Here is a 20,329-nt window from a genome sequence, read left to right as displayed (position 1 = left end):
CCGCTGGCGCACCCGCCACCAGATCCGGGCCCGAGCCAGCCACTACCGCACCCGAGCCGCACAAGCTCACTCACCGTGAAACCACCGGCTGTAGTACTAGAGACTGAGTAGTCCGGTCCCTTTCGGGGACACCCTGTGGGGGTGAAAATCGGTCTGTGGCCGTCCGGCGGACGTCGTTTCCGCTTGGTGCGTTCCGAGCCTGTGACTGAGCGGAAGTGAGTCCTGCTGCCAGGACGCATGCCAGCCGGACGCCCAAGCCGGTCGGCGAGCACGTGCAGACGGCCGGTCTTGGCGAACCACTCCTGCTTGCTGCGGTAGCCGCCCGGAGCGCGCTTGCCGCCGTTCTCCCCGACCGGGAGGGAGAGCCGGTGCGCGATCGTCCGCACACCCGCTTCCAGACTCTGGATGTACGCGAGCTGGCCAGCGCCGGGCGAGCGCCCATTGATCGTGGGTGGCCTTGGTGATTCGAAGGTCACACATTCGACACAGGAACTTTCGTTCTCGCCCATGCAGTCGCACGTGCCGCAGCCCGGACTCACTCATGTGCGCCCGAGCACGCCCGTGCGCAGTCAACCGCCAGCAGTTCACAACCCCGTGGCCTCACAGCCGCCCGCCAGCGTCATCGCCCGGTCCAGCGCCTGCAGGAAGCCGTTCACGGTCGCCCGGTCTCGGACCGCCAGCCGCAGCCAGTCCTCGCCCAACCCCGGGAACGTGTCGCCGCGGCGCACCGCGTATCCGAGGGTGCGCAGGTGATGGCGTACGAGCGCCGCGTGGGGGAGTCGTACGAGGACGAAGGGGCCTTCGGCGGGCTCGGCCACCGACAACCCGTCGGAGGCGAACTCCTTGAGGCCCTCGACGAGATGGGCGCGGTCCGTGGCGACGCGGTGGGCCGCGTCGGACTGTTCCGTGAGGGCCCGCGGGGACATGCAGGCCTCCGCAGCCGCGAGGGCCGGCGTGGAGACCGGCCAGAGGGGCTGGGCCCGCTCCAGGTCCGCGATCACCTCCGGAGGAGCCAGCACGTAGCCGATCCGCAGCCCGGCCAGACCCCACGTCTTTGTGAGGCTGCGCAGCACCACCAGGCCGGGGACGTCCGTCCGCCCGGCAAGGGCCTCGCGTTCCCCCGGCACCGCGTCCATGAACGCCTCGTCGACCACCAACGTCCGTCCGGGGCGGGCGAGTTCGGCGATCCCCGCAGCCGGGTGGAGCACGGACGTCGGGTTGGTCGGGTTTCCGATCACCACCAGGTCCGCGTCCTCGGGGACGGCCGAGGGGTCGAGACGGAAGCCGTCCGCTTCCCGTAGCAGGACCCGGTCCACGCTGTGGCCCGCGTCCCGCAACGCCGCCTCCGGCTCGGTGAACTGCGGATGCACCACCACCGGCTGACGTACCTTCAGGGCGCGGGCAAGCAGCACAAAAGCCTCCGCCGCGCCCGCCGTGAGGAGTACGCGCTCCACGGGGACCCCGTGCCGGGCAGCCACCGCCGCACGCGCGGACCGCCCGTCCGGGTAGGCGGCCAGCCCGGCCAGCGACCCGGCGATCCGCTCGCGCAGCCACGCCGGGGGCGTGTCGGCGCGGACGTTGACCGCGAGGTCGACGAGGGCCGAGCCGTCGTCGCGTATCTCCGCGTCACCGTGGTGACGGAGGTCGTGCGCCCGGTTCTCGGGTCCCTCGGCTCTCTCAGTGCGCATGGGAGTGTGCATGCCCGTGGTGGTGACCACCGTGGTGGTGATCGTCGTCGTCCGGGTGGAAGTGCGGCTGCTGGGGCATGCCCACCTTGTCCTCGAAGCCCGGCAGCGCGATGCGGTAGACGCAGGAGTCGCAGTTCATCCGGAGGTCGCCGGCCACGGCCTCCCGGTAGCGCTCCATCACCAGGTCGAGCAACTCCGGCTCCGGGCCGATGACTTCGGCCGACCGTACCTCGATCTCAGGGTGTGCTGCCGCCCAGCCCTCGGTCTGCAGCCGCACCCGGTCCGGCAGGATGCCGGTGAACAGGAAGTACGGGAGCACGACGATCCGGCGGGCACCCAGCCTCGCGCAGCGGTCGAGGCCGGACGGCACATCCGGCGCCGCCAGCGACACGAACGCGGTCTCCACGCCCGCGTAACCTCGCCCCTCCCACAACAGCCGCGCCGCCTTGTGGACCTCCGCATTGGCGTCCGGGTCGGTCGAGCCGCGGCCGACGAGGAGGACGGTCACATCGGCCCGGTCGAAGGGCGTGCGCGCCGTAGAGCCGAGCGCCTCGTCGAGCCGTCGCTCGAGCACGGTGAGCAGCGCGGGGTGCGGGCCGAGCGGGCGCCCGTAGGTGTACGAGAGCCCCGGATGCCGTTCCTTCTCACGGGCCAGCGCCGCCGGAATGTCACCCTTGGCGTGCCCGGCGGACACGAGCATCAGCGGGACGGCGGCGAACCGGCGTACCCCTTGCTCGACCAGCTCCGTCACGGCGTCGCCGAGCGGCGGCGGGGACAGCTCGATGAAGCCGCCCGCGACGGGGAGTTCGGGGGTGCGGCGGCCCAACTCCCGTACGAAATCACGGAAGGCCTCGGCGCCCGCGTCGTCCCGGGTGCCGTGTCCGGCGATGAGCAGGGCGGGCGGCTGGGACGTGGTCACGGTTTCTCCTTCAGGGGCTCTGAGGCCTCGGATACGGGGTGTACAGGGGGCGTCGGGGGTACAGGGTGATACAGCAGGGCGTTCAGCGCCGCCGCGGCGACCGCCGAACCGCCCTTCTCGGAGACGTTGCTGACGGCGGGCAGCCCGCTTTCCCGCAACGCGGCCTTGGACTCCGCCGCGCCGACGAAACCCACGGGCAGACCGATGACGAGCGCAGGAGCGGCGTCCAGCGTCAGCAGCTCCTCCAGCGCGGTCGGAGCGCAGCCGATCACCCAGAGCGCACCGGGCCCGACCTGCTCGTACGCAAGCCGGATCGCATGCGCCGAACGGGTAAGCCCGGGACCGGAACCGGCGTCCTTCAGCCGGCATACGGTCTCGCGCCGGGTGATGCCCGCCGCGACCATCTCCACGTCCACCACGACGGGCGCCCCGTCGTGGAGCGCGCCATGGGCCTTCTCCAACGCGGCCTCGTCCATGACGAGATCCTCCGCGTACGCGAGGTCGGCCGCCGAGTGGATCACCCGCTCCACGACCGCGCGCGTCAGCGGCGGGAAGTGCGAGGTGTCGAGCCGGGCGCGCAGCCGCCGGAAGGACTCCGCTTCGATGGGATGCACGGCCCGGGACTCCGGGAACACTTGGCTCACTGGGCCTCCTCCTGCCAGCGATAGCCGCGCGGCGTCACCATGCGGCCGGAGATCTCACGGGTCGCCGTGTTGCCCACCGTCACGACCGTCATCATGTCGACGGTGGCCGGGTCGAGTTCGGCGAGTGCGGTGAGGCGGCTGGACTCGTCCGGGCGCGAGGCGTTGCGTACGACACCGACGGGTGTCGTCGGCTCCCGGTGCTCCCCGAGGATCGCGAGGGCCTTGGGGAGCTGCCAGTCGCGGCCCCGGCTACGGGGGTTGTAGAACGTCACCACGATGTCCGCCTCCGCCGCGGCCCGTACCCGACGCTCGATGACCTCCCACGGAGTGTGCAGGTCGGACAGGCTGATCGACACGTGGTCATGGCCGAGCGGCGCGCCCAGGATCGCCCCGGCCGCGAGCGCGGCGGTCACTCCCGGCACTCCGACCACGTCGATGTCGTCGGACGCCTCCGCGAGCGCGGGCGAGGCCATCGCGTACACGCCCGCGTCCCCGCTGCCGATGAGCGCGACGGCGTGACCGAGTCGGGCTTCCGTGACGGCAGTTCGGGCTCGTTCCTCCTCCGCTCCGAGCCCGGACTCCAGGATCCGGGTGCCGGGGCGAAGCAGGTCGCGGATCTGGTCGACGTACTGGTCGAGGCCGACGAGCACGGAGGCGCGCCGCAGTTCGTCCTTGGCGCGTGGGGTGAGGAGGTCGCGCGCGCCGGGGCCGAGCCCGACGACGGCAAGCCGACCGCGGGACGGACGTCGTACGACGGCGCAGGTCGCCATCGCGGGCTGTCCCGGCTGCCCGGCTGACTTCCGCTTGGGTACGAGGAGTTCACCGCCCCGTACGAGCGCGGCGGCCTCCGCGACGGAGGGCGTACCGACGGCGGTCAGCGGGGCGTCCGACGGGTTCGGCACGGCCACGGCCGCCAACTCCTCGGCGGAGTACGTGACCAGGGGGACCCCGAGGCGGGCGGCTGCCTCCAGGAGGCCGGGCTCGTCGGCCTTGGCGTCGACGGTGGCGAGTTCGGCGACGGACTTCGCGGACAGCCCGGCATCGCGCAGGGCGTCCTCGATGTTCCCCAACACCTCGTCCAAGGGCGCGCCCTTGGAAGCGCCGACGCCGATGACGAGGGAGGGCGGACGGAGGACGACTTCATGCGCGGCGGGCTCGACCAGCCGGTCGCTGACGCGGATCGTGTACTGACCTGTAGGCCCCGTAGGACCTGTAGGGGGACCTGTAGGACCTGCCGGGGTTACGGGAAGCGGTGGGAGCGGCCATGGCACCTCCGCATCCAGGGCTACGGGCTCCCCGTCCAGCAGAGCGCGCGTCACGGCGGTGACATCCCCCTCGACCGGAAGACCGAGCGTGTCGAGGCCGGGCAGACCGACCGCGTCCGTCGCCGTCGTCACCACGGGCTGCGCGCCCAGCAACTCACCCAACGCGTGGGCGAGTTCATTGGCGCCGCCCCCGTGCCCGCCGACGAGCGGTACGGCGAACCTTCCGCCCTCGTCGACACACACGATCCCGGGGTCGGACGCCTTGTCCTCCAGCAGGGGTGCGACGAGCCGGACCACAGCCCCCGCTGCCAGGAAGCACACCAGCTGCTCACACTCCGCGAAGGCCCGCCGCACGGCATCACCAACGGGGCCGTCGTACACCCGCGTGCGATCCGGCCAGGCAGCGGTCACCCGTTCACGGGCCCTGGCACCCGCCGCCGTCGCCGAAATCAGGCCGATCACTGGGCAACTCCCTCGGTACGCGCCGGGAGCCGGACGCCCCACAGCAGAAAGACGGGATTGGTCGCCGCGAGCCGGGTCACGTCCCCGGGCAACGGCGCGAGCCGGGACGACTGCAGCAGTACGCCGTCGCAGCCGAACCCGGCGGCCAGCAGCGCCTCCCGTGCCGCCGGAACCCGGTCCAGCGCGGCCATCGCCACCACGACCGCCCGCCGCGCCCGCCGTGCGCAGTCCGCCACGATCGCGGGCAGCTCACGCCCGCCGCCGCCGATGAACACGGCGTCGGGGTCGGGGAGTTCGGACAGTACGGCGGGTGCGACGCCCCGCACGACGGTCACGTCGACGCCGTGTGCGGCGGCGTTGGCGCGTACGCGCTCCACGCCGTCCCCGCTCTTCTCGACGGCGGTCACGGCGGCCCCGAGCCGCGCGCACTCCACGGCGACCGAGCCGGAACCCGCGCCGATGTCCCAGACGTGGTCGCCGAGCCGTGGCCCGAGCCGGGCCAGTGCCAGGGCCCGTACCTCGAACTTGCTGATCATCGAGTCGCGGTGGGTGAACTCGCCCTCGTCCAGGGCCCATTGGGCGGGCCCGGCCGGTGGCCCGGCGATCGTGCGTACGGAGGAGAGGGTGCGTGACTCGTCGAGGCACAGCACGACGCTGACCGCCGGTCCCCAGTCGCGGGCGGCGGCCTCGGCGGGCGTGACCCGCTCGACGCGCTCGTCCGGGCCCGAGCCCAGGGCCGAGGCCACGACGAGGACGCGTTCGGGTGACTGCGATCGCAGCGCGGCGCCCAGTTCCGCCGGCCCGGCGCCCGGGCCGGTCAGCACCGCCACCTTGGGGTGGGCCAGGCAGACGTTCACCGCGGTCCGTGGGTCCCGGCCGTGGGCGCTCACCACGATCGCGTCGTCCCAGGTCAGACCCAGGCGCGCGAAGGCGGTCGCGACGGACGAGACAGCGGGGCGTACGTCCAGGGTGCGGGCGCCGAAGCGGTCGGCGAGTGCTCGTACGATGCCGAAGAAGCCGGGGTCTCCGGAGGCCAGTACGACGACGCGCCGCTGAGCTGTGTGGTCCGCGGGCTCCTTCAGGTGCTGCTCGATCGCGTCGAGGGCGGGGGGCAGCGGGCCGAGCACGATCCGTTCCGTCGTGTCCGGCAGACGGGCCGCCGTCAGGTGCCGACGGGCGCCCACGACGAGCGTCGCTGTGGCCAACTCGGCCTCGGTGTCCGGAGGAAGGGGCGACCCCGTTCCCGTACCGATGACGGTGATCACGGTTGTGATCATGGTGTGGCACCCCGTGTACGCAGTGCCTTACGTGCCTCGGGGTCCGCCTTGCGGAAGCCGTGGAAGTGGCCCGGGTGGTAGAGGTGCGAGCGGGTGCCGTGCGCGTCGAGGGCCGCGCCGACCAGGAACAGCGTGTGCTTCCACAGCTTGTGCTCCTTGACGGTCTCCTCCAGGGTGCCGATCGTGCACTTCACGATCAGCTCCTCCGGCCAGGTCGCCTGGTAGGCGACCACGACCGGCGTCGTCGTCGGGTAGCCGCCCTCCAGCAGCTCCCGTACGAGCTGGCCGCTGCGGGCGGCGGACAGGAACAGCGCCATGGTGGTGCCGTGGCGGGCGAACTCGCGTACCTCCTCGCCAGGCGGCATGGGTGTCTTGCCGCCGCCGAGGCGGGTGAGGATCACGGACTGGGCGATCTCGGGGATGGTCAGCTCGCGTTGTGCCAGGGCGGCGACGGCGGAGAAGGAGGAGACGCCGGGGATGATCTCGGTCTCGATGCCGATGTTCTCGCACCGGTCGAGCTGTTCCTGCGTACCGCCCCACAGGGCAGGGTCGCCGGAGTGGATGCGGGCCACCTTGAGGCCTTCCGCTGCGGCCCGCTCGTACACGGCCACGACGTCCTCGAGCGACATGGTGGCCGAGTCGAGGATCTCCGCTTCCTCGCGTGCGTGGTCCAGGACCTCCTCCTGCACCAGGCTGGCCGCCCAGATGACGATGTCGGCCTCCGCGATCGCCTTCGCGGCGCGGAAGGTGAGCAGGTCGGCTGCGCCGGGCCCGGCGCCGACGAAGGTCACCTTGGGGGTGGGGGCGTCGGGCATGGGGTGGGTCCTCTCCTACGAGTGATCAGTGGCTGCGGGGGCATCGGGCGCGGGCTGGGAGGGGGCTGAGGTGATGGCCTGCGGCGCTTCTTTCCCCAAGCCCGCCCCTTCCCGTAACCAGGAGCGCTGCCCCTGGGCCCCGCTGGGGGCTCCGCCCCCAGGCCCCCGATCGGCCTTAACGGCCTCGTCCTCAAGCTCCCCCACTCTCGGCTTCGCTCGAGCGGGGGGACCCCCACGACGGGCTGCCGGTGGCTGGCCTGGGTGCGAGTGGCTCCGGCCGTTCACAGCTTGCCGCCGCGTTTGCCGTTGCGTGGGGCGGGGGCTATGAGGGTGGAGAGGTACGGCAGGGGAGAGCCGTCCAGGTCGGCCGCGGGGCTGATCGACTCGTCGGGCAGGCCCAGTGCCGAGCCCCACACCGCGTCATCGAGCCGCCCGGTTTCCCGCAGCGCCGCGGCCACTTCCTCCGCGAGGCGGCCGAACTTGTACGCGACCACCGTGCCCGGGCCATTGAGTGCGTCCTTCAGGACGGCGGAGCCTGCCGTGACGGGGACGAGGGTGAGTGGCTCGGTGCCCTCGGTCAGTACGGCACCTGAGCGGGCGGCGAGGTCCTGCATGGCGGTGATGCCGGGCACCGTTTCGACGATCGTGCCCGGAACCAACTCCTCGATGGTCTGCGCGAGATAGGTGAACGTGGAGTACACGTTCGGGTCGCCGATGGTGGCGAAGGCGACCGTGGCGTGGGCGCGCAGCAGCTCGGCCACCCGCGCACCGGCCGCGTCCCAGGCGGCCTCGCGCCGTGCGCGGTCCGACCGCTCGTTGAGCGCGAACACGACCCGTACGACCTTGTCCTCGGGCACGTAGTGCAGCACGGTGGCCTCGGCGCGCCCGCGCTCGCCCCCGTCTTTTCCATCAAATGCAGCCATCACGGGGACGACGACCACGTCCGCCGCACGGAGGGCGTTGACCCCCTTGACGGTCACGAGCTCCGGGTCCCCGGGCCCCACTCCGACTCCGATCAGCCTGCTGCTGCTCATGACGTCCGGCACCTCTCCACGAACCGACGGGCGACGCCGGGTGCGGACGCCCAGTGCGTATGCACGTAACTCGCGTGCACACCTTGTTGTACGAAACCTTCGACTCGCCGCCCCGGAGCATGGAGCCCCCAGGCGGGAGCGGCCCCCGCGCCGGGCTCGACGACGGTGCGGTGAAACTCGTGCCCGCGCATCCGCGTCCCGGCTACGGCGAGGACGCTGTCGCTCACGGCCACGGCGTCCCGATACCCGAGGGTCAGCCGCTCGTCCATACGGGCGGTCGCCTCCAGCACGCCGCACATGGGCTGTCCGTCGAGCTCACGGGAGAGGTAGAGGAGGCCGGCGCATTCGGCGGCGACGGGAGCACCACTGAACGCCAGCTCGGCGATGGCTTTGCGCAGGGGTTCGTTGGCGGACAGCTCGGAGGCGTACACCTCCGGGAACCCGCCGCCGATGACCAACCCTGCCGCTCCGTCCGGCAGTTGCTCGTCATGGAGGGGGTCGAAGGTGATGACTTCGGCTCCGGCGGCGGCGAGGAGTTCGGCATGCTCGGCGTAGGAGAAGGTGAAGGCGGGGCCACCGGCGATGGCGACGACGGGCTTCGGCTCCTTCGAAACCGGTCCAGGCACAAGCAGCCCGTCGTGGGGGTCCCCCCGCTCGAGCGAAGCCGAGAGTGGGGGAGCTTGAGGACGAGGCCGTTCAGGCCGATACGGGGGTCTGGGGGCGGAGTCCCCCCCGCGGCGGAGCCGCAAATTGATACAGCCGGGAAGGGGCGGGGCTGGGGAAAAAGCGCCGCAGGCCACCACCTCAGCCGGATCCCAACCCGCACCCGACAACACAGGCGCACTACGCGCCAGCGCAAACAGCGCATCCAGATCGCAGCCTTCCCGCACCCGCGAGGCCATGACCTCAACCGCCCCCACGGCCTCCACCCGCCGCTCGGCAACCGGCACCAGCCCAAGGTGCCGAGAAGGCGTCCCCACCTCCCGAGCCCGCCGCAAAGCGCCAAGCACAGGCACCCCGGACTCGTCCAACGCCTCCCGCAACATCACCTCATGCCGCTCGGACCCCACCTTGTTGAGGATCACCCCCGCAACCCGCACTTCGGGATCCCAGGAAGCAAACCCATGCACGAGCGCAGCCACCGACCGAGCCTGCGCCGACGCATCCACAACCAACACCACAGGTGCCCGCAGCAGCTTCGCCACATGAGCGGTGGACGCCAGCTCCCCCTCCCCGGCAGCCCCGTCGTACAGCCCCATCACACCCTCGACCACGGCGACATCACACCCACGCGCACCATGCGCGAACAACGGCGCCATCAACTCCGCCCCACACAGATACGCATCGAGGTTCCGCCCCACCCGCCCCGCGGCAAGCTGGTGATACCCGGGGTCGATGTAGTCGGGCCCCACCTTGTGCGGAGACACGGCAAGGCCCCGCGAGGCGAACGCCGCCATCAGCCCCGTAGCAACAGTGGTCTTGCCGCTTCCGGAAGAAGGCGCGGCAATAACCAGCCGAGGGACGGAAATCACCACTCGATGCCCCTCTGGCCCTTCTGGCCGGCGTCCATCGGATGCTTGACCTTGGACATGTCGGTGACGAGATCGGCGAAGTCGACGAGCTTCTCGGGCGCGTTCCGCCCGGTGATCACCACATGCTGCGTTCCGGGCCGGTCCCGAAGCACTGCGATGACCTCGTCGACATCGACCCACCCCCAGTGCATGGGGTACGCGAACTCATCGAGGACATACAGCTTGTACGTCTCGGCAGCGAGGTCCCGCTTGACCTGCTCCCAGCCCTCGCGGGCCTTCTCCTCGTTGTCCATCTGGGAGTCGCGCTGCACCCAGGACCAGCCCTCACCCATCTTGTGCCAGTCGACGGACCCGCCCTCACCGGAGGCACCGAGGACCCGCAAGGCGTTCTCCTCGCCGACCTTCCACTTCGCCGACTTCACGAACTGGAACACACCGATCGGCCACCCCTGATTCCAGGCCCGCAACGCGAGCCCGAAGGCGGCGGTGGACTTGCCCTTGCCGATCCCCGTATGCACGACGACCAGCGGCCGATTACGTCGCTGACGCGTCGTCAAACCGTCGTCCGGTACGACACTCGGCTGTCCCTGCGGCATTACGCGGCCCTCCTGCCGTTGCCCCTGCTGCCCTGAACATCCCTGACGAGACCGGCGATCGAGTCGGCCCGCAGCTCGTCCAACGTCACTGCCGTACCGCCGAGTTCACCTGCGAGCTGCCCGGCAAGCCCGAGCCGTACCGGCCCCGACTCACAGTCGACGACCACGGACGCGACCCCGCCGGCCGCGAACAGCCGCGCCGCGCGACCCGAGAGCGCGACCGGATCAGTCCCGCCTGTGGCCCGCCCGTCCGTCACCACGACGACGAGCGAACGCCGCGCGGGATCCCTGAGCCGTTCCACCCGCAGCACGTCATGGGCCCTCAACAGCCCCGCGGCCAGCGGCGTCCGCCCACCCGTCGGCAACGACTCCAGCCGTGCCGCCGCCGCGTCCACCGACGAGGTCGGCGGCAACGCGACCTCGGCGTCCTTCCCCCGGAAGGTCACCAGCCCGACCTTGTCCCGCCGCTGATACGCGTCGAGCAGCAGCGACAGCACGGCCCCCTTCACCGCGCTCATCCGCTGCCGCGCGGCCATGGACCCGGAGGCGTCCACGACGAACAGCACGAGGTTCCCCTCACGGCCCTCCCGCGTCGCCTGCCGCAGATCGTCGCGCCGTACGACCAGCCCCGGCCCCGACCGTCCGCGCGCCCGCTGGTGCGGGGCCGCGGCCTGCACGGTCGCCGCCAAGTGCAGCTTGGTGAGCGCCCCTTGGGGCCGCCTGGCCCCGGTGGTCCGCCCGTGCTCGGTCCGCGCTCGCGACCGCCGCCCGGCGGCACCCTCGCCGAGCCCGGGCACGCTCAGCATCTTGGTACGAAAGGGCTCGGCAGCCCGTACGGGGGACTGCTCACCGCCACCGGGTGCGGCCGGCGCCTGCCCGTCGCCCTCCGAGGGCTCACCCTGCGCCGGAACATCACCGGCGGGGGAGTCATCCCCGTCCGGCCCGTCCTGCGGCGGCTGCCCACCACCGCCGGGCCCGTCCGGATCCGGGTCTTCGTCGCCGGAGTCGTCCCCGCCGCCGAACTCCTCCAGCGTGTCGTCGAGCTTGTCCTCGTCAAGTCCCGGCGCGTCAAAGGGGTTACGCCGCCGCCGATGCGGCAGCGCGAGCAGAGCCGCCTGTCGCACGTCCTCCGCGAGGACATCAGTCCGCCCGGCCCACGCGGCCAGCGCCGTAGCCGTACGCGCCATCACGATGTCGGCCCGCATCCCGTCGACCTCGAAGGCGCTGCACGTAGCAGCGATCTGCCGCAGCGCCCCGTCGCCGAGCCGTACGGACGGCAGCAGCTCACGTGCGGCCACGATCCGCGCCCGTACCGCGGATTCCTCGTCGGCCCAGCGCGCAGCGAAGCCGGCCGGGTCGTCGTCGTACGCGAGCCGCCGTCGCACGACCTCGACCCGCTGGTCCGGCTCCCGCGAGGCGGCGACCTCGACGGTCAGCCCGAAGCGGTCGAGGAGCTGGGGCCGCAGCTCCCCCTCTTCGGGATTCATGGTGCCGACGAGGAGGAACTTGGAGGCGTGCCGTACGGAGACACCCTCGCGCTCGACGTACGAGGCACCCATCGCCGCCGCGTCCAGCAGCAGGTCGACGAGGTGGTCGTGCAGCAGATTCACCTCGTCGACGTAGAGGATCCCGCGGTGGGCGTCGGCGAGCAGGCCGGGTTCGAAGGCCTTCACGCCCTCGGACAGGGCACGCTCGATGTCCAGCGCCCCCACGAGCCGGTCCTCGGACGCGCCGACGGGCAGCTCGACCATCCGGGCCGGACGTGCCACACCGGGCCCCACCTCGTGCGGTCCCTCGGGACACGCCGGATCCGGCGCCCCGGGGGCGCACGAAAACCGGCACCCGGCGACGACGTCCACCTCCGGCATCAGCGCCGAAAGAGCGCGTACGGCCGTGGACTTGGCAGTGCCCTTCTCACCACGGACGAGCACACCGCCCACCGCAGGTGACACGGCGTTCAGCACTAGCGCGAGCCGCAGGTCGTCCTGACCGACGACAGCCGTGAACGGAAAGGGGGTACTCACTGGTCGTCGCCCTCCAAGTCGCCTTCGAGCTCCAGGTACGTGGCGCGCAGCCGCTCCAGCGTGTCGGCGTCCGGTTCGGCCCACAGCCCTCGGTCGGCGGCCTCCAGCAGCCGCTCTGTGATGCCCCTCAGCGCCCAGGGGTTGGACTTCTTCATGAAGTCCCGGTTCTCCGCGTCGAAGACGTACTCGGCGCTGAGCTTCTCGTACATCCAGTCGTCGACCACGCCGGCCGTGGCGTCGTACCCGAAGAGATAGTCGACCGTCGCCGCCATCTCGAACGCACCCTTGTAGCCGTGGCGCCGCATGGCGGCCATCCAGCGGGGGTTGACCACGCGGGCGCGGAACACGCGGTGCGTCTCCTCGCCGAGGGTGCGGGTCTTCACCTGGTCGGGCGTGGCGGAGTCGCCCACGTACGCCTCCGGACTCGCCCCCGTCAGATGCCGCACCATGGCGACCATCCCGCCGTGGTACTGGAAGTAGTCGTCCGCGTCGACGAGGTCGTGCTCACGGGTGTCCACGTTCTTCGCGGCGACAGCGATCCGTTTGAACGCCGTCTCCATGTCGCCGCGCGCTGCCCGCCCCTCGAGTCCGCGCCCATAGGCGTAGCCGCCCCACACCGCGTACACCTCGGCGAGATCGGCGTCGGAGCGCCAGTTGCGGGCGTCGATCAACGGCAGCAACCCCGCCCCGTACGCTCCCGGCTTCGACCCGAAAATACGAGCCGTAGCCCGCCGCCGATCCCCATGCTCAGCGGTGTCCTCGTCAGCGTGCGCCCGCACGAAGTTGGACTCGGCGGGCTCATCCAGCTCCGCCACCGTCCGCACCGCATCGTCAATCAGCCCCACCACGTGCGGGAACGCGTCCCGGAAGAAGCCGGAGATACGGACCGTGACGTCAATGCGCGGCCGGCCCAGTTCCTCCACCGGAACCACCTCGAAGCCCGTCACCCGCCGCGACGCGTCGTCCCACACCGGCCGGCAGCCGAGCAGCGCCAGGATCTCTGCGATGTCATCGCCCTGGGTGCGCATCGCGGACGTACCCCAGACCGTCAGGCCGACCGACTTCGGGTACTCACCGGTGTCGGCCAGATACCGCTGCACGAGCGAGTCCGCGAGCGACTGTCCGACCTCCCAACTCAGCCGAGACGGGATCGCCTTGGGGTCGACCGAGTAGAAGTTGCGGCCGGTCGGCAGGACGTTCACGAGCCCGCGGGTGGGCGAACCCGACGGGCCCGCCGGGACGTAACCGCCGTCCAGGGCCCGGAGGATGTGGTCGATCTCGTCGGTCGTACGGGCGAGACGCGGCACGACCTCACGGCACGCGAACTCCAACACCGCCACGGCGTCCGGGAGTTCGGCGCCTACGACCTCGCGTACGAGACCAGGGACGGCCGTGACGTCCCACCCGCGCTCCTCCATGCCCTCCGCGACCCGGCGGCACAGGATCTCCAGGAGGTCGATCGCGTCCGCAGCCGTGCGTGACGGTCCTTCGACGAGGTCGGTCAGCTCGGCCGGCACCTTCAGCGGCGTGCCCGGCTCGGCGAGCAGCTCCTTCTCGACCAGGCCGAAATGAGACGCGAACGAGGCGCGCAGGCCGGGCAGTGCGTTCGCCGCGCCGCCCCACACCTGTGAGGCCCGCAGCACGGCGAGTACGAGATTGACGCGTGGCTCGCCCACCGGGCCGCCGCCCAGGATGTGCAGCCCGTCCCGGATCTGCACGTCCTTGATCTCGCACAGATAGCCGTCGATGTGCATGACGAACTCGTCGAATGCGTCGTCGTCCGGCTGATCGTCCACATGCAGGTCGTGGTGCAGTTCGGCGGCCTTGACCAGCGTCCAGATCTGGGCGCGCACCGCCGGCGCCTTCGTCGGATCCAGGTCGGACACCAGGGCGTACTCGTCGAGCAGTTGCTCCAGTTTCGCGAGATCCCCGTACGTGTCCGCGCGCGCCATCGGCGGCACCAGGTGGTCGACGACCGTGGCGTGACCGCGGCGCTTGGCCTGGGTGCCCTCGCCGGGGTCGTTGACGATGAAGGGATAGATCAGCGGCAGGTCGCCGAGCACCGCGTCCGGCGCACAACCCCCGCTCAGCCCAAGGCCCTTGCCCGGCAACCACTCCATCGTGCCGTGTTTGCCCATGTGCACGATCGCGTCGGCGCCGAACGAGAGTTCCAGCCACCTGTACGCCGCCATGTAGTGGTGCGACGGCGGCATGTCCGGGTCGTGGTAGATCGCGATCGGGTTCTCGCCGAAGCCACGGGGCGGCTGGATCATGACCACGACGTTCCCGAACTGGAGGGAGGCCAGCACGATGTCGTCCCCGTCGACGTACAACGAACCCGGCGGCTCCCCCCACGCCTCCAGCATCCCGTCCCGCAGTCCGGGGTCGAGCTTGTCGAACCAGGCCTGGTAGTCGGCGAGCGGTACGCGCGCGGGTGCGGCGGCCAGTTGATCCTCCGTCAGCCACTCGACGTCGTGACCGCCGGCCTCGATGAGCCGGTGGATCAACTCGTCGCCGTTGTCCGGGTATCCGCTCACCCCGTATCCGGCGTCCCGCAAGGCATCCAGCACCCGCACCGCCGATGCGGGGGTGTCCAGCCCTACCGCGTTCCCGACCCGCGAGTGCTTCGTCGGGTAGGCGGTGAAGACGAGCGCGAGCCTCTTCTCGTCGTTCGGCTTGTGCTTCAACTGCGCGTGCCGTACGGCGATTCCGGCCACCCGCCCGGCCCGCTCCGGATCGGCGACGTACACCGGAACGTCGTCAGGGCCTTGCTCCTTGAAGGAGAACGGGACCGTGACGATCCGTCCGTCGAACTCCGGGATCGCGACCTGCATCGCCGCGTCCATGGGGGAGAGGGCGGCATCGGAGTCATCCCATGTCTGCTTCGACGACGTGAGGCAAAGCCCTTGCAGTACAGGGATGTTGAGGTCGGCCAGCGCTCCGATGTCCCAGGCCTCCTCGTCACCGCCGGCCGAGGCCTGCGAGGCGTGCGTGCCGCCGGCCGCGAGCACGGTGGCGACCAGCGCGTCGGCCCGCCCGAGGATCTCGTACAGGCCGGCGTCGGCTCCGCGCAGCGAACCGCAGTACACGGGAAGGGCGTTGGCGCCGCGCGCCTCGATCGCGTCGCACAGGGTGTCCACGAAAGCGGTGTTGCCGGACAGCTCGTGGGCCCGGTAGAAGAGCACGCCGACGGTCGGGCGGCCGTCGACGTACGGACGCTCACCGTGGACGCCGTACTCGGCCATCTTCTGCGGTTCTTCGAAGCCTTCGCCGGTGAGCAGCACGGTGTCGGAGAGGAAGCGGGCCAGCTCGGCGAGGTTCCCGGGGCCGCCCTCGACGAGGTACCGCAGCGCCTCCGCCACGACACCGGCCGGCGCCGACGACTCCGCCATCAACTCCGCGTCGGGAACGGCCTCTCCGCCGAGCAGTACCGTCGGGATCCCGGACGCCTTCAACGCCGCGAGCCCGTCCTCCCAGGCGCGTTTGCCACCCAGCAGGCGTACGACGGCGATGTCCGCGCCCTCGATCAGCGCGGGCAGTTCCTCCGCCACATCCACCCGGGTCGGATTGCCGATCCGGTACGAGGCGCCGGAAGCGGCCCGGGCCGCCAGCAGGTCCGTATCGGCGGTCGACAACAACAGCACTGTGCTCATGCGGGCGCTCCCGGTGGAATGAAGGGCAGTCCTGAGGGCGCGCCCGACTCGATGAGCCGCCACAGCGCGTCCGTGTCCGCGTGGTTCTCGATCAGATCGCCGAGCCGGTCCAGCTGTTCCTCGCGCAGCGCGGCGAACGACGTGTCGGCGGCCGGTACGAAACGGCGGCCCGCGGCGGCCGCCACCTCGCGCAGGAAGGCCCGCCGGAAACCGTCCGACTCGAGCGAGCCGTGCCAGTGCGTCCCCCAGACCTCGCCGACCCGGCAGCCGTCCAAGCTGTGTCCATTGTCATCAGAGATGAACGCGGTTCCGCCGGTGACTTCGGCTACGCCGTGATGGATCTCGTACCCCTCGACGTACTCGCCGAGGGCCTCGCCGACGGGCCGTGTGAGGGTCTTCTCCCGCGCGAACCGCACGCGTACGGGAAGGAGTCCGAGTCCGTCGACATGGCCCGCGCGCGACTCGACCTCGTCCTCGATGTGCTCGCCGAGCGCCTGGAAACCGCCGCAGATCCCGAGGACGGGCCGCCCTTCAGCGGCTCTGCGCATCAGCGCATCCGCGAGTCCGCGCTCCCGCAGCCACTCCAGGGCCCTGACCGTCCCCCGGGTGCCGGGCACGACGACCAGGTCCGCGTCGGCCAGCTCCTCCGCCCGGTCCACGAACCTCACCACGACGCCCGGTTCGGCGGCGAGCGCGTCCACGTCGGTGAAGTTGGACATCAGGGGGATCGCGCAGACGGCGACCCGCAGGACCTCCTCCCCGACGGGCGGAGCGACCACGGACTCGCGCACCGCGCCCCGCAGCGACACCGCCATCCCGTCCTCCTCGTCGATGCCGAGGCCGTGCTGGAAGGGGAGTACGCCGTATGTGGAGCGGCCGGTGAGGTCGTGGAGCATGTCCAGGCCCGGCTCCAGCAGCGACACATCGCCGCGGAACTTGTTGACCAGAAACCCGGCGACGAGCGCCTGGTCCTCGCGGGACAGCAGAGCGATCGTCCCGAAGAACGACGCGAAGACCCCGCCACGGTCGATGTCACCCACCACCAGCACGGGAAGCCGGGCGTTCCTGGCGATCCCCATGTTCACGATGTCCGTCCGCCGCAGATTGATCTCGGCGGGACTGCCCGCCCCCTCACAGATCACCGCGTCATACGTGCCCCGCAACTCGGCCAGGCACTCCAGCACGGTCCCGAGGAGCTGCTCCTGCCTGCCCCCGTGCAGCATTTTCCCGGGGGACACAGCGCCTGACAGCGGCTCCGCCGCGGGCCCAGACCCCCCGAAGAACCCGCGCGCGCTCAACTCGCCCACCGGTTTGCCCATCAGCACGACCTGGCTGCTGCGGTCGCTGCCCGGCTTCAGCAGTACGGGGTTCATGAGCGCCGTCGGCTCGACGCGTGCGGCCTGTGCCTGCATGGCCTGCGCGCGCCCGATCTCGGCGCCCTCGCGCGTGACGAACGAATTGAGGGACATGTTCTGCGCCTTGAAGGGCGCGACCTTGACACCCTGGCGCACCAGCCACCGGCAGATCCCCGCGGTGACGACGCTCTTGCCGGCGTCGGAGGTGGTCCCTGCGACAAGCAGCCCGCCGCCGCTCATGACGTACGCCCCTTTGCGCTCAGCCGCCCGTTGAGAAGCCGTGTCGTGAGGAGCCTTCCGGCCACGCACAGACCGAGGGCCAGTCCGCCCACCCGCTGCGAGAGGCGTACGGCCCGCTCGATGTCGTCGACCTGGACGGCCCGTCCGTCGCCGTTGAGTACCGGCCGGTGCTCAACTCGCCCGCCGTACGAGAGCCTTCCGCCAAGGCGCACGCCCAACGCCCCCGCGAACGAGGCCTCGACGGGCCCGGCGTTGGGGCTCGGATGCTTGGCGGCGTCGGACCGCCAGGCGCGTACGGCACCGCGGAGATCGCTGCCCGCGACGGTCGCGAGCACGGCGGTCAGCCGGGAGCCCGGCCATCCCGCCACGTCGTCGAGCCGCGCCGAAGCCCAGCCGTACCGCCGGTACTTGGGCGATTTGTGCCCGACCATGGCGTCCAGCGTGTTGACGGCCCGGAAACCGACGAGCCCCGGCACACCTGCCACGGCGCCCCACACCAGTGCGCCGACCACGGCGTCGGAGGTGTTCTCGGCGACGGACTCGACGACGGCCCGGGCGATCCCGTCGGCGTCCAGCGCCTGCGGGTCCCTTCCGCACAGGTGCGGCAGCCGCTCCCGGGCCGCTTCGAGGTCCCCGGCCGCGAGTGCCTCGCCGACGGCCCGTGCCTCGCGGCCGAGCGAAGTCCCGCCGACCACGGCCCAGGTGGCGGTGGCGGTCAGTGCGACGGAGGCGGTACGGGAGGTACGTACGGACGTGGCGGCGAGGGCCGCGAGGGATACGGCACCGCCTGCGCATACGGCGGTGTGCAGCGCGCCCCACCCACGGTGGTCCTGCCACAACACCCGCTCCACGGCGCCCGCGGCCCGCCCGAACGCGGCGACCGGATGCCCACGGCGCGGATCGCCGAGGAGCAGGTCACCGAGGAGGCCGGCGGCGGCGCCGTACGCGAAAACGCGATCGGCACGCATGGGGTCAGCCTGTCGCTACGTCAGGCAGAACCCTTTGGGTCCTTGAAACCCTCGTACTCGGCAAACTGATCCGCAACAGGCAGCCGCACATGGCGATATGTCCTCACTCAGGGTGTCCGCGCCCTGGTTCGACGAGACCGACGGCGAGAGTTCCTGGCTCCCGGGAAACTGCTTCCCCGGTGACAGTGGCGGGACCGCGCCGGACTCACACCGGCTTCCTCTTCTGCCGCCGTACTTGGCTCGGGCAGTCCACCACGCCCGCGAACCGCCGTCAACTTGCCGCTGACCTGCGAAGGGAGAGTGTGCTAAGGCCCACACGGGCGGGTGGGGTGCTGGACGTCGAAGGGTGGGGTGCGGGGACGTCAGGCCACGATCAGGTAGATGCCGTACGCGACCGCCGCCGTGCACGCCGTGAAGCAGGCGTACGCGCCGGTGGTCGCGAGGAGCGCGGAGTTGCCGTGGGCGGACGCCGACTCACGCCGGGAGAGGCCGGCGATGCCGAGGGTGAACAGGCCCACGAGGGCGACGGTGACGATGAGGCTGACTCCGAAGACGGAGCCGAGGGCTGCCCAGTCGATGTGCATGGTGTGGATTCCTCAGACCGTGGCGGTGCGGGTGGCGGGCTCGGCGTCCGGCTCTTCGACGGTGCCCGTCGGGGGCGGGGTGACGGCGGCGATGGCCGTGGTCACCACGTCGGGGGTCTCCTCTGCGCCGTCGCCCTCGTTGACGTTCGTGTGGTCGACCACCTCGCGGCGGGAGACGACCCAGATCGCGGCGCTGGACGCGATCAGGAAGACGGCGACGAACGCGGTGCCCCAGGTGCCGAAGGAGGTCACGTACTCCGCGATCGCGGCGGCCAGGGCCGCGGCCGGCAGTGTCAGGCCCCAGGCGACGAACATCCGGGTGGCGGTGGACCAGCGGACCACACCGCCCTTGCGGCCGAGGCCCGCGCCCATCACCGAGCCGGAGACCGAGTGCGTGGTGGACAGGGAGAAGCCGAGGTGCGAGGAGGCCAGGATGACCGTGGCCGCGCTGGTCTGGGCGGCGAAGCCCTGCTGCGGCTGGAGGTCGGTGAGGCCCTTGCCCATCGTCCGGATGATGCGCCAGCCGCCGAGGTAGGTGCCGAGTGCGATCGCGAGACCGGCGGAGAGGATGACCCAGACCGGCGGGTCGGAGTCGGGGGCGATGGCGCCGCCGGTGACCAGGGCGAGGGTGATGATGCCCATGGTCTTCTGCGCGTCGTTCGTGCCGTGGGCCAGCGAGACGAGCCCCGCGGAGGCGATCTGACCTGTGCGGTAGCCCTTCTTGGCGGCTTCGCCGTTCGCGTTCCTGCCGAGCCGGTACGTCAGCCGGGAGGCGAGCATCGCGGCGAGGCCCGCGACCAGCGGGGCAGCGATCGCCGGGATCAGCACCTTGGTGACGAGGACGCCGCCGTGCACCGCGCCGACGCCGGCCGAGGCGATGGTGGCGCCGATCAGGCCGCCCATGAGGGCGTGCGAGGAGCTGGACGGCAGGCCTACGAGCCAGGTCAGCAGGTTCCAGAGGATGGCGCCGACGAGCGCGGCGAAGATCACCTCGGGTTGGATGCCGGACTCGTCGACCAGGCCCTTGGAGATGGTGTTGGCGACCTCGATCGAGAGGAAGGCGCCGACGAGATTGAGTACGGCGGACATGGCCACCGCGGCCTTGGGCCGCATCGCGCCGGTCGAGATGGTGGTGGCCATCGCGTTGGCGGTGTCGTGGAAACCGTTCGTGAAATCGAACGCGAGGGCGGTGACCACCACTATCGCGAGGATCAGCGAGAAGTTCTCCATTTACCTGGTCTTCTATTGGACGTCAGCGGCTCGTGGACCGTAA

General features: G+C 71.2%; 15 protein-coding genes, 1 pseudogene and 1 riboswitch. All 16 genes and pseudogenes read right to left on the bottom strand.

Features of this window, described 5'->3' with window-relative positions; all coding sequences use genetic code 11:
* Window positions 1-179: 179 nt before the first annotated feature.
* A pseudogene (locus ABD357_RS24710) lies at window positions 180-465 on the bottom strand (IS200/IS605 family accessory protein TnpB-related protein); the annotation flags it as partial.
* A gap of 119 nt (window positions 466-584) precedes the next feature.
* Complete coding sequence (gene cobC / locus ABD357_RS24705) at window positions 585-1,688, bottom strand: Rv2231c family histidinol phosphate aminotransferase CobC (protein ID WP_344392976.1); 1,104 nt, start codon at window positions 1,686-1,688, stop codon at window positions 585-587.
* A complete protein-coding gene (locus ABD357_RS24700) occupies window positions 1,678-2,607 on the bottom strand; it encodes a sirohydrochlorin chelatase (protein WP_344392975.1) in 930 nt (309 codons plus the stop codon). The genes cobC and ABD357_RS24700 overlap by 11 nt, the downstream gene beginning before the upstream one ends.
* Window positions 2,604-3,242 (bottom strand): precorrin-8X methylmutase, encoded by a 639-nt coding sequence (locus tag ABD357_RS24695; RefSeq protein WP_425584986.1) that lies wholly within the window; start codon window positions 3,240-3,242, stop codon window positions 2,604-2,606. Before ABD357_RS24695 ends, ABD357_RS24700 begins: the two co-directional genes overlap by 4 nt.
* 5 nt (window positions 3,243-3,247) lie before the next feature.
* The gene (gene cobJ, locus ABD357_RS24690) at window positions 3,248-4,978 is read right to left on the bottom strand and encodes a precorrin-3B C(17)-methyltransferase (protein ID WP_344392972.1); all 1,731 of its coding nucleotides are present in this window, start codon (window positions 4,976-4,978) and stop codon (window positions 3,248-3,250) included.
* On the bottom strand, window positions 4,975-6,243 hold the full coding sequence (gene cbiE / locus ABD357_RS24685) for a precorrin-6y C5,15-methyltransferase (decarboxylating) subunit CbiE (RefSeq protein WP_344392984.1): 1,269 nt from the start codon (window positions 6,241-6,243) through the stop codon (window positions 4,975-4,977). The genes cobJ and cbiE overlap by 4 nt, the downstream gene beginning before the upstream one ends.
* Window positions 6,244-6,251: 8 nt before the next feature.
* On the bottom strand, window positions 6,252-7,070 hold the full coding sequence (gene cobM, locus ABD357_RS24680; RefSeq protein WP_344392971.1) for a precorrin-4 C(11)-methyltransferase: 819 nt from the start codon (window positions 7,068-7,070) through the stop codon (window positions 6,252-6,254).
* A gap of 281 nt (window positions 7,071-7,351) precedes the next feature.
* Window positions 7,352-8,104: a precorrin-2 C(20)-methyltransferase gene (gene cobI / locus ABD357_RS24675; RefSeq protein ID WP_344392969.1), complete on the bottom strand. Its 753-nt coding sequence runs from the start codon at window positions 8,102-8,104 to the stop codon at window positions 7,352-7,354.
* On the bottom strand, window positions 8,101-9,639 hold the full coding sequence (locus ABD357_RS24670) for a cobyrinic acid a,c-diamide synthase CobB (protein ID WP_344392968.1): 1,539 nt from the start codon (window positions 9,637-9,639) through the stop codon (window positions 8,101-8,103). Before ABD357_RS24670 ends, cobI begins: the two co-directional genes overlap by 4 nt.
* Complete coding sequence (gene cobO, locus ABD357_RS24665) at window positions 9,633-10,232, bottom strand: cob(I)yrinic acid a,c-diamide adenosyltransferase (protein WP_344392966.1); 600 nt, start codon at window positions 10,230-10,232, stop codon at window positions 9,633-9,635. The genes ABD357_RS24670 and cobO overlap by 7 nt, the downstream gene beginning before the upstream one ends.
* Window positions 10,232-12,256, bottom strand: a complete 2,025-nt coding sequence (locus tag ABD357_RS24660; RefSeq protein ID WP_344392963.1) for a putative cobaltochelatase — start codon at window positions 12,254-12,256, stop codon at window positions 10,232-10,234. Before ABD357_RS24660 ends, cobO begins: the two co-directional genes overlap by 1 nt.
* Window positions 12,253-15,909: a cobaltochelatase subunit CobN gene (gene cobN / locus ABD357_RS24655; protein WP_344392962.1), complete on the bottom strand. Its 3,657-nt coding sequence runs from the start codon at window positions 15,907-15,909 to the stop codon at window positions 12,253-12,255. Before cobN ends, ABD357_RS24660 begins: the two co-directional genes overlap by 4 nt.
* The gene (locus ABD357_RS24650) at window positions 15,906-17,504 is read right to left on the bottom strand and encodes a cobyric acid synthase (RefSeq protein ID WP_344392961.1); all 1,599 of its coding nucleotides are present in this window, start codon (window positions 17,502-17,504) and stop codon (window positions 15,906-15,908) included. The genes cobN and ABD357_RS24650 overlap by 4 nt, the downstream gene beginning before the upstream one ends.
* Window positions 17,501-18,472: a cobalamin biosynthesis protein gene (locus tag ABD357_RS24645; RefSeq protein ID WP_344392959.1), complete on the bottom strand. Its 972-nt coding sequence runs from the start codon at window positions 18,470-18,472 to the stop codon at window positions 17,501-17,503. Before ABD357_RS24645 ends, ABD357_RS24650 begins: the two co-directional genes overlap by 4 nt.
* Before the next feature lie 125 nt (window positions 18,473-18,597).
* Window positions 18,598-18,741: riboswitch (cobalamin riboswitch) on the bottom strand.
* Between the two features lie 93 nt (window positions 18,742-18,834).
* The gene (locus ABD357_RS24640; RefSeq protein WP_344392958.1) at window positions 18,835-19,056 is read right to left on the bottom strand and encodes a hypothetical protein; all 222 of its coding nucleotides are present in this window, start codon (window positions 19,054-19,056) and stop codon (window positions 18,835-18,837) included.
* 12 nt (window positions 19,057-19,068) lie between these two features.
* On the bottom strand, window positions 19,069-20,286 hold the full coding sequence (locus ABD357_RS24635; protein ID WP_344392956.1) for an inorganic phosphate transporter: 1,218 nt from the start codon (window positions 20,284-20,286) through the stop codon (window positions 19,069-19,071).
* Window positions 20,287-20,329 lie beyond the last annotated feature (43 nt).

It is taken from the genome of Streptomyces vastus (genome assembly GCF_039532825.1).
GTDB classification, from domain to species: Bacteria; Actinomycetota; Actinomycetes; order Streptomycetales; family Streptomycetaceae; genus Streptomyces; species Streptomyces vastus.
The sequence above is the reverse complement of the archived record's forward strand: the minus strand, read 5'-3'. Positions and strand labels throughout refer to the sequence as shown.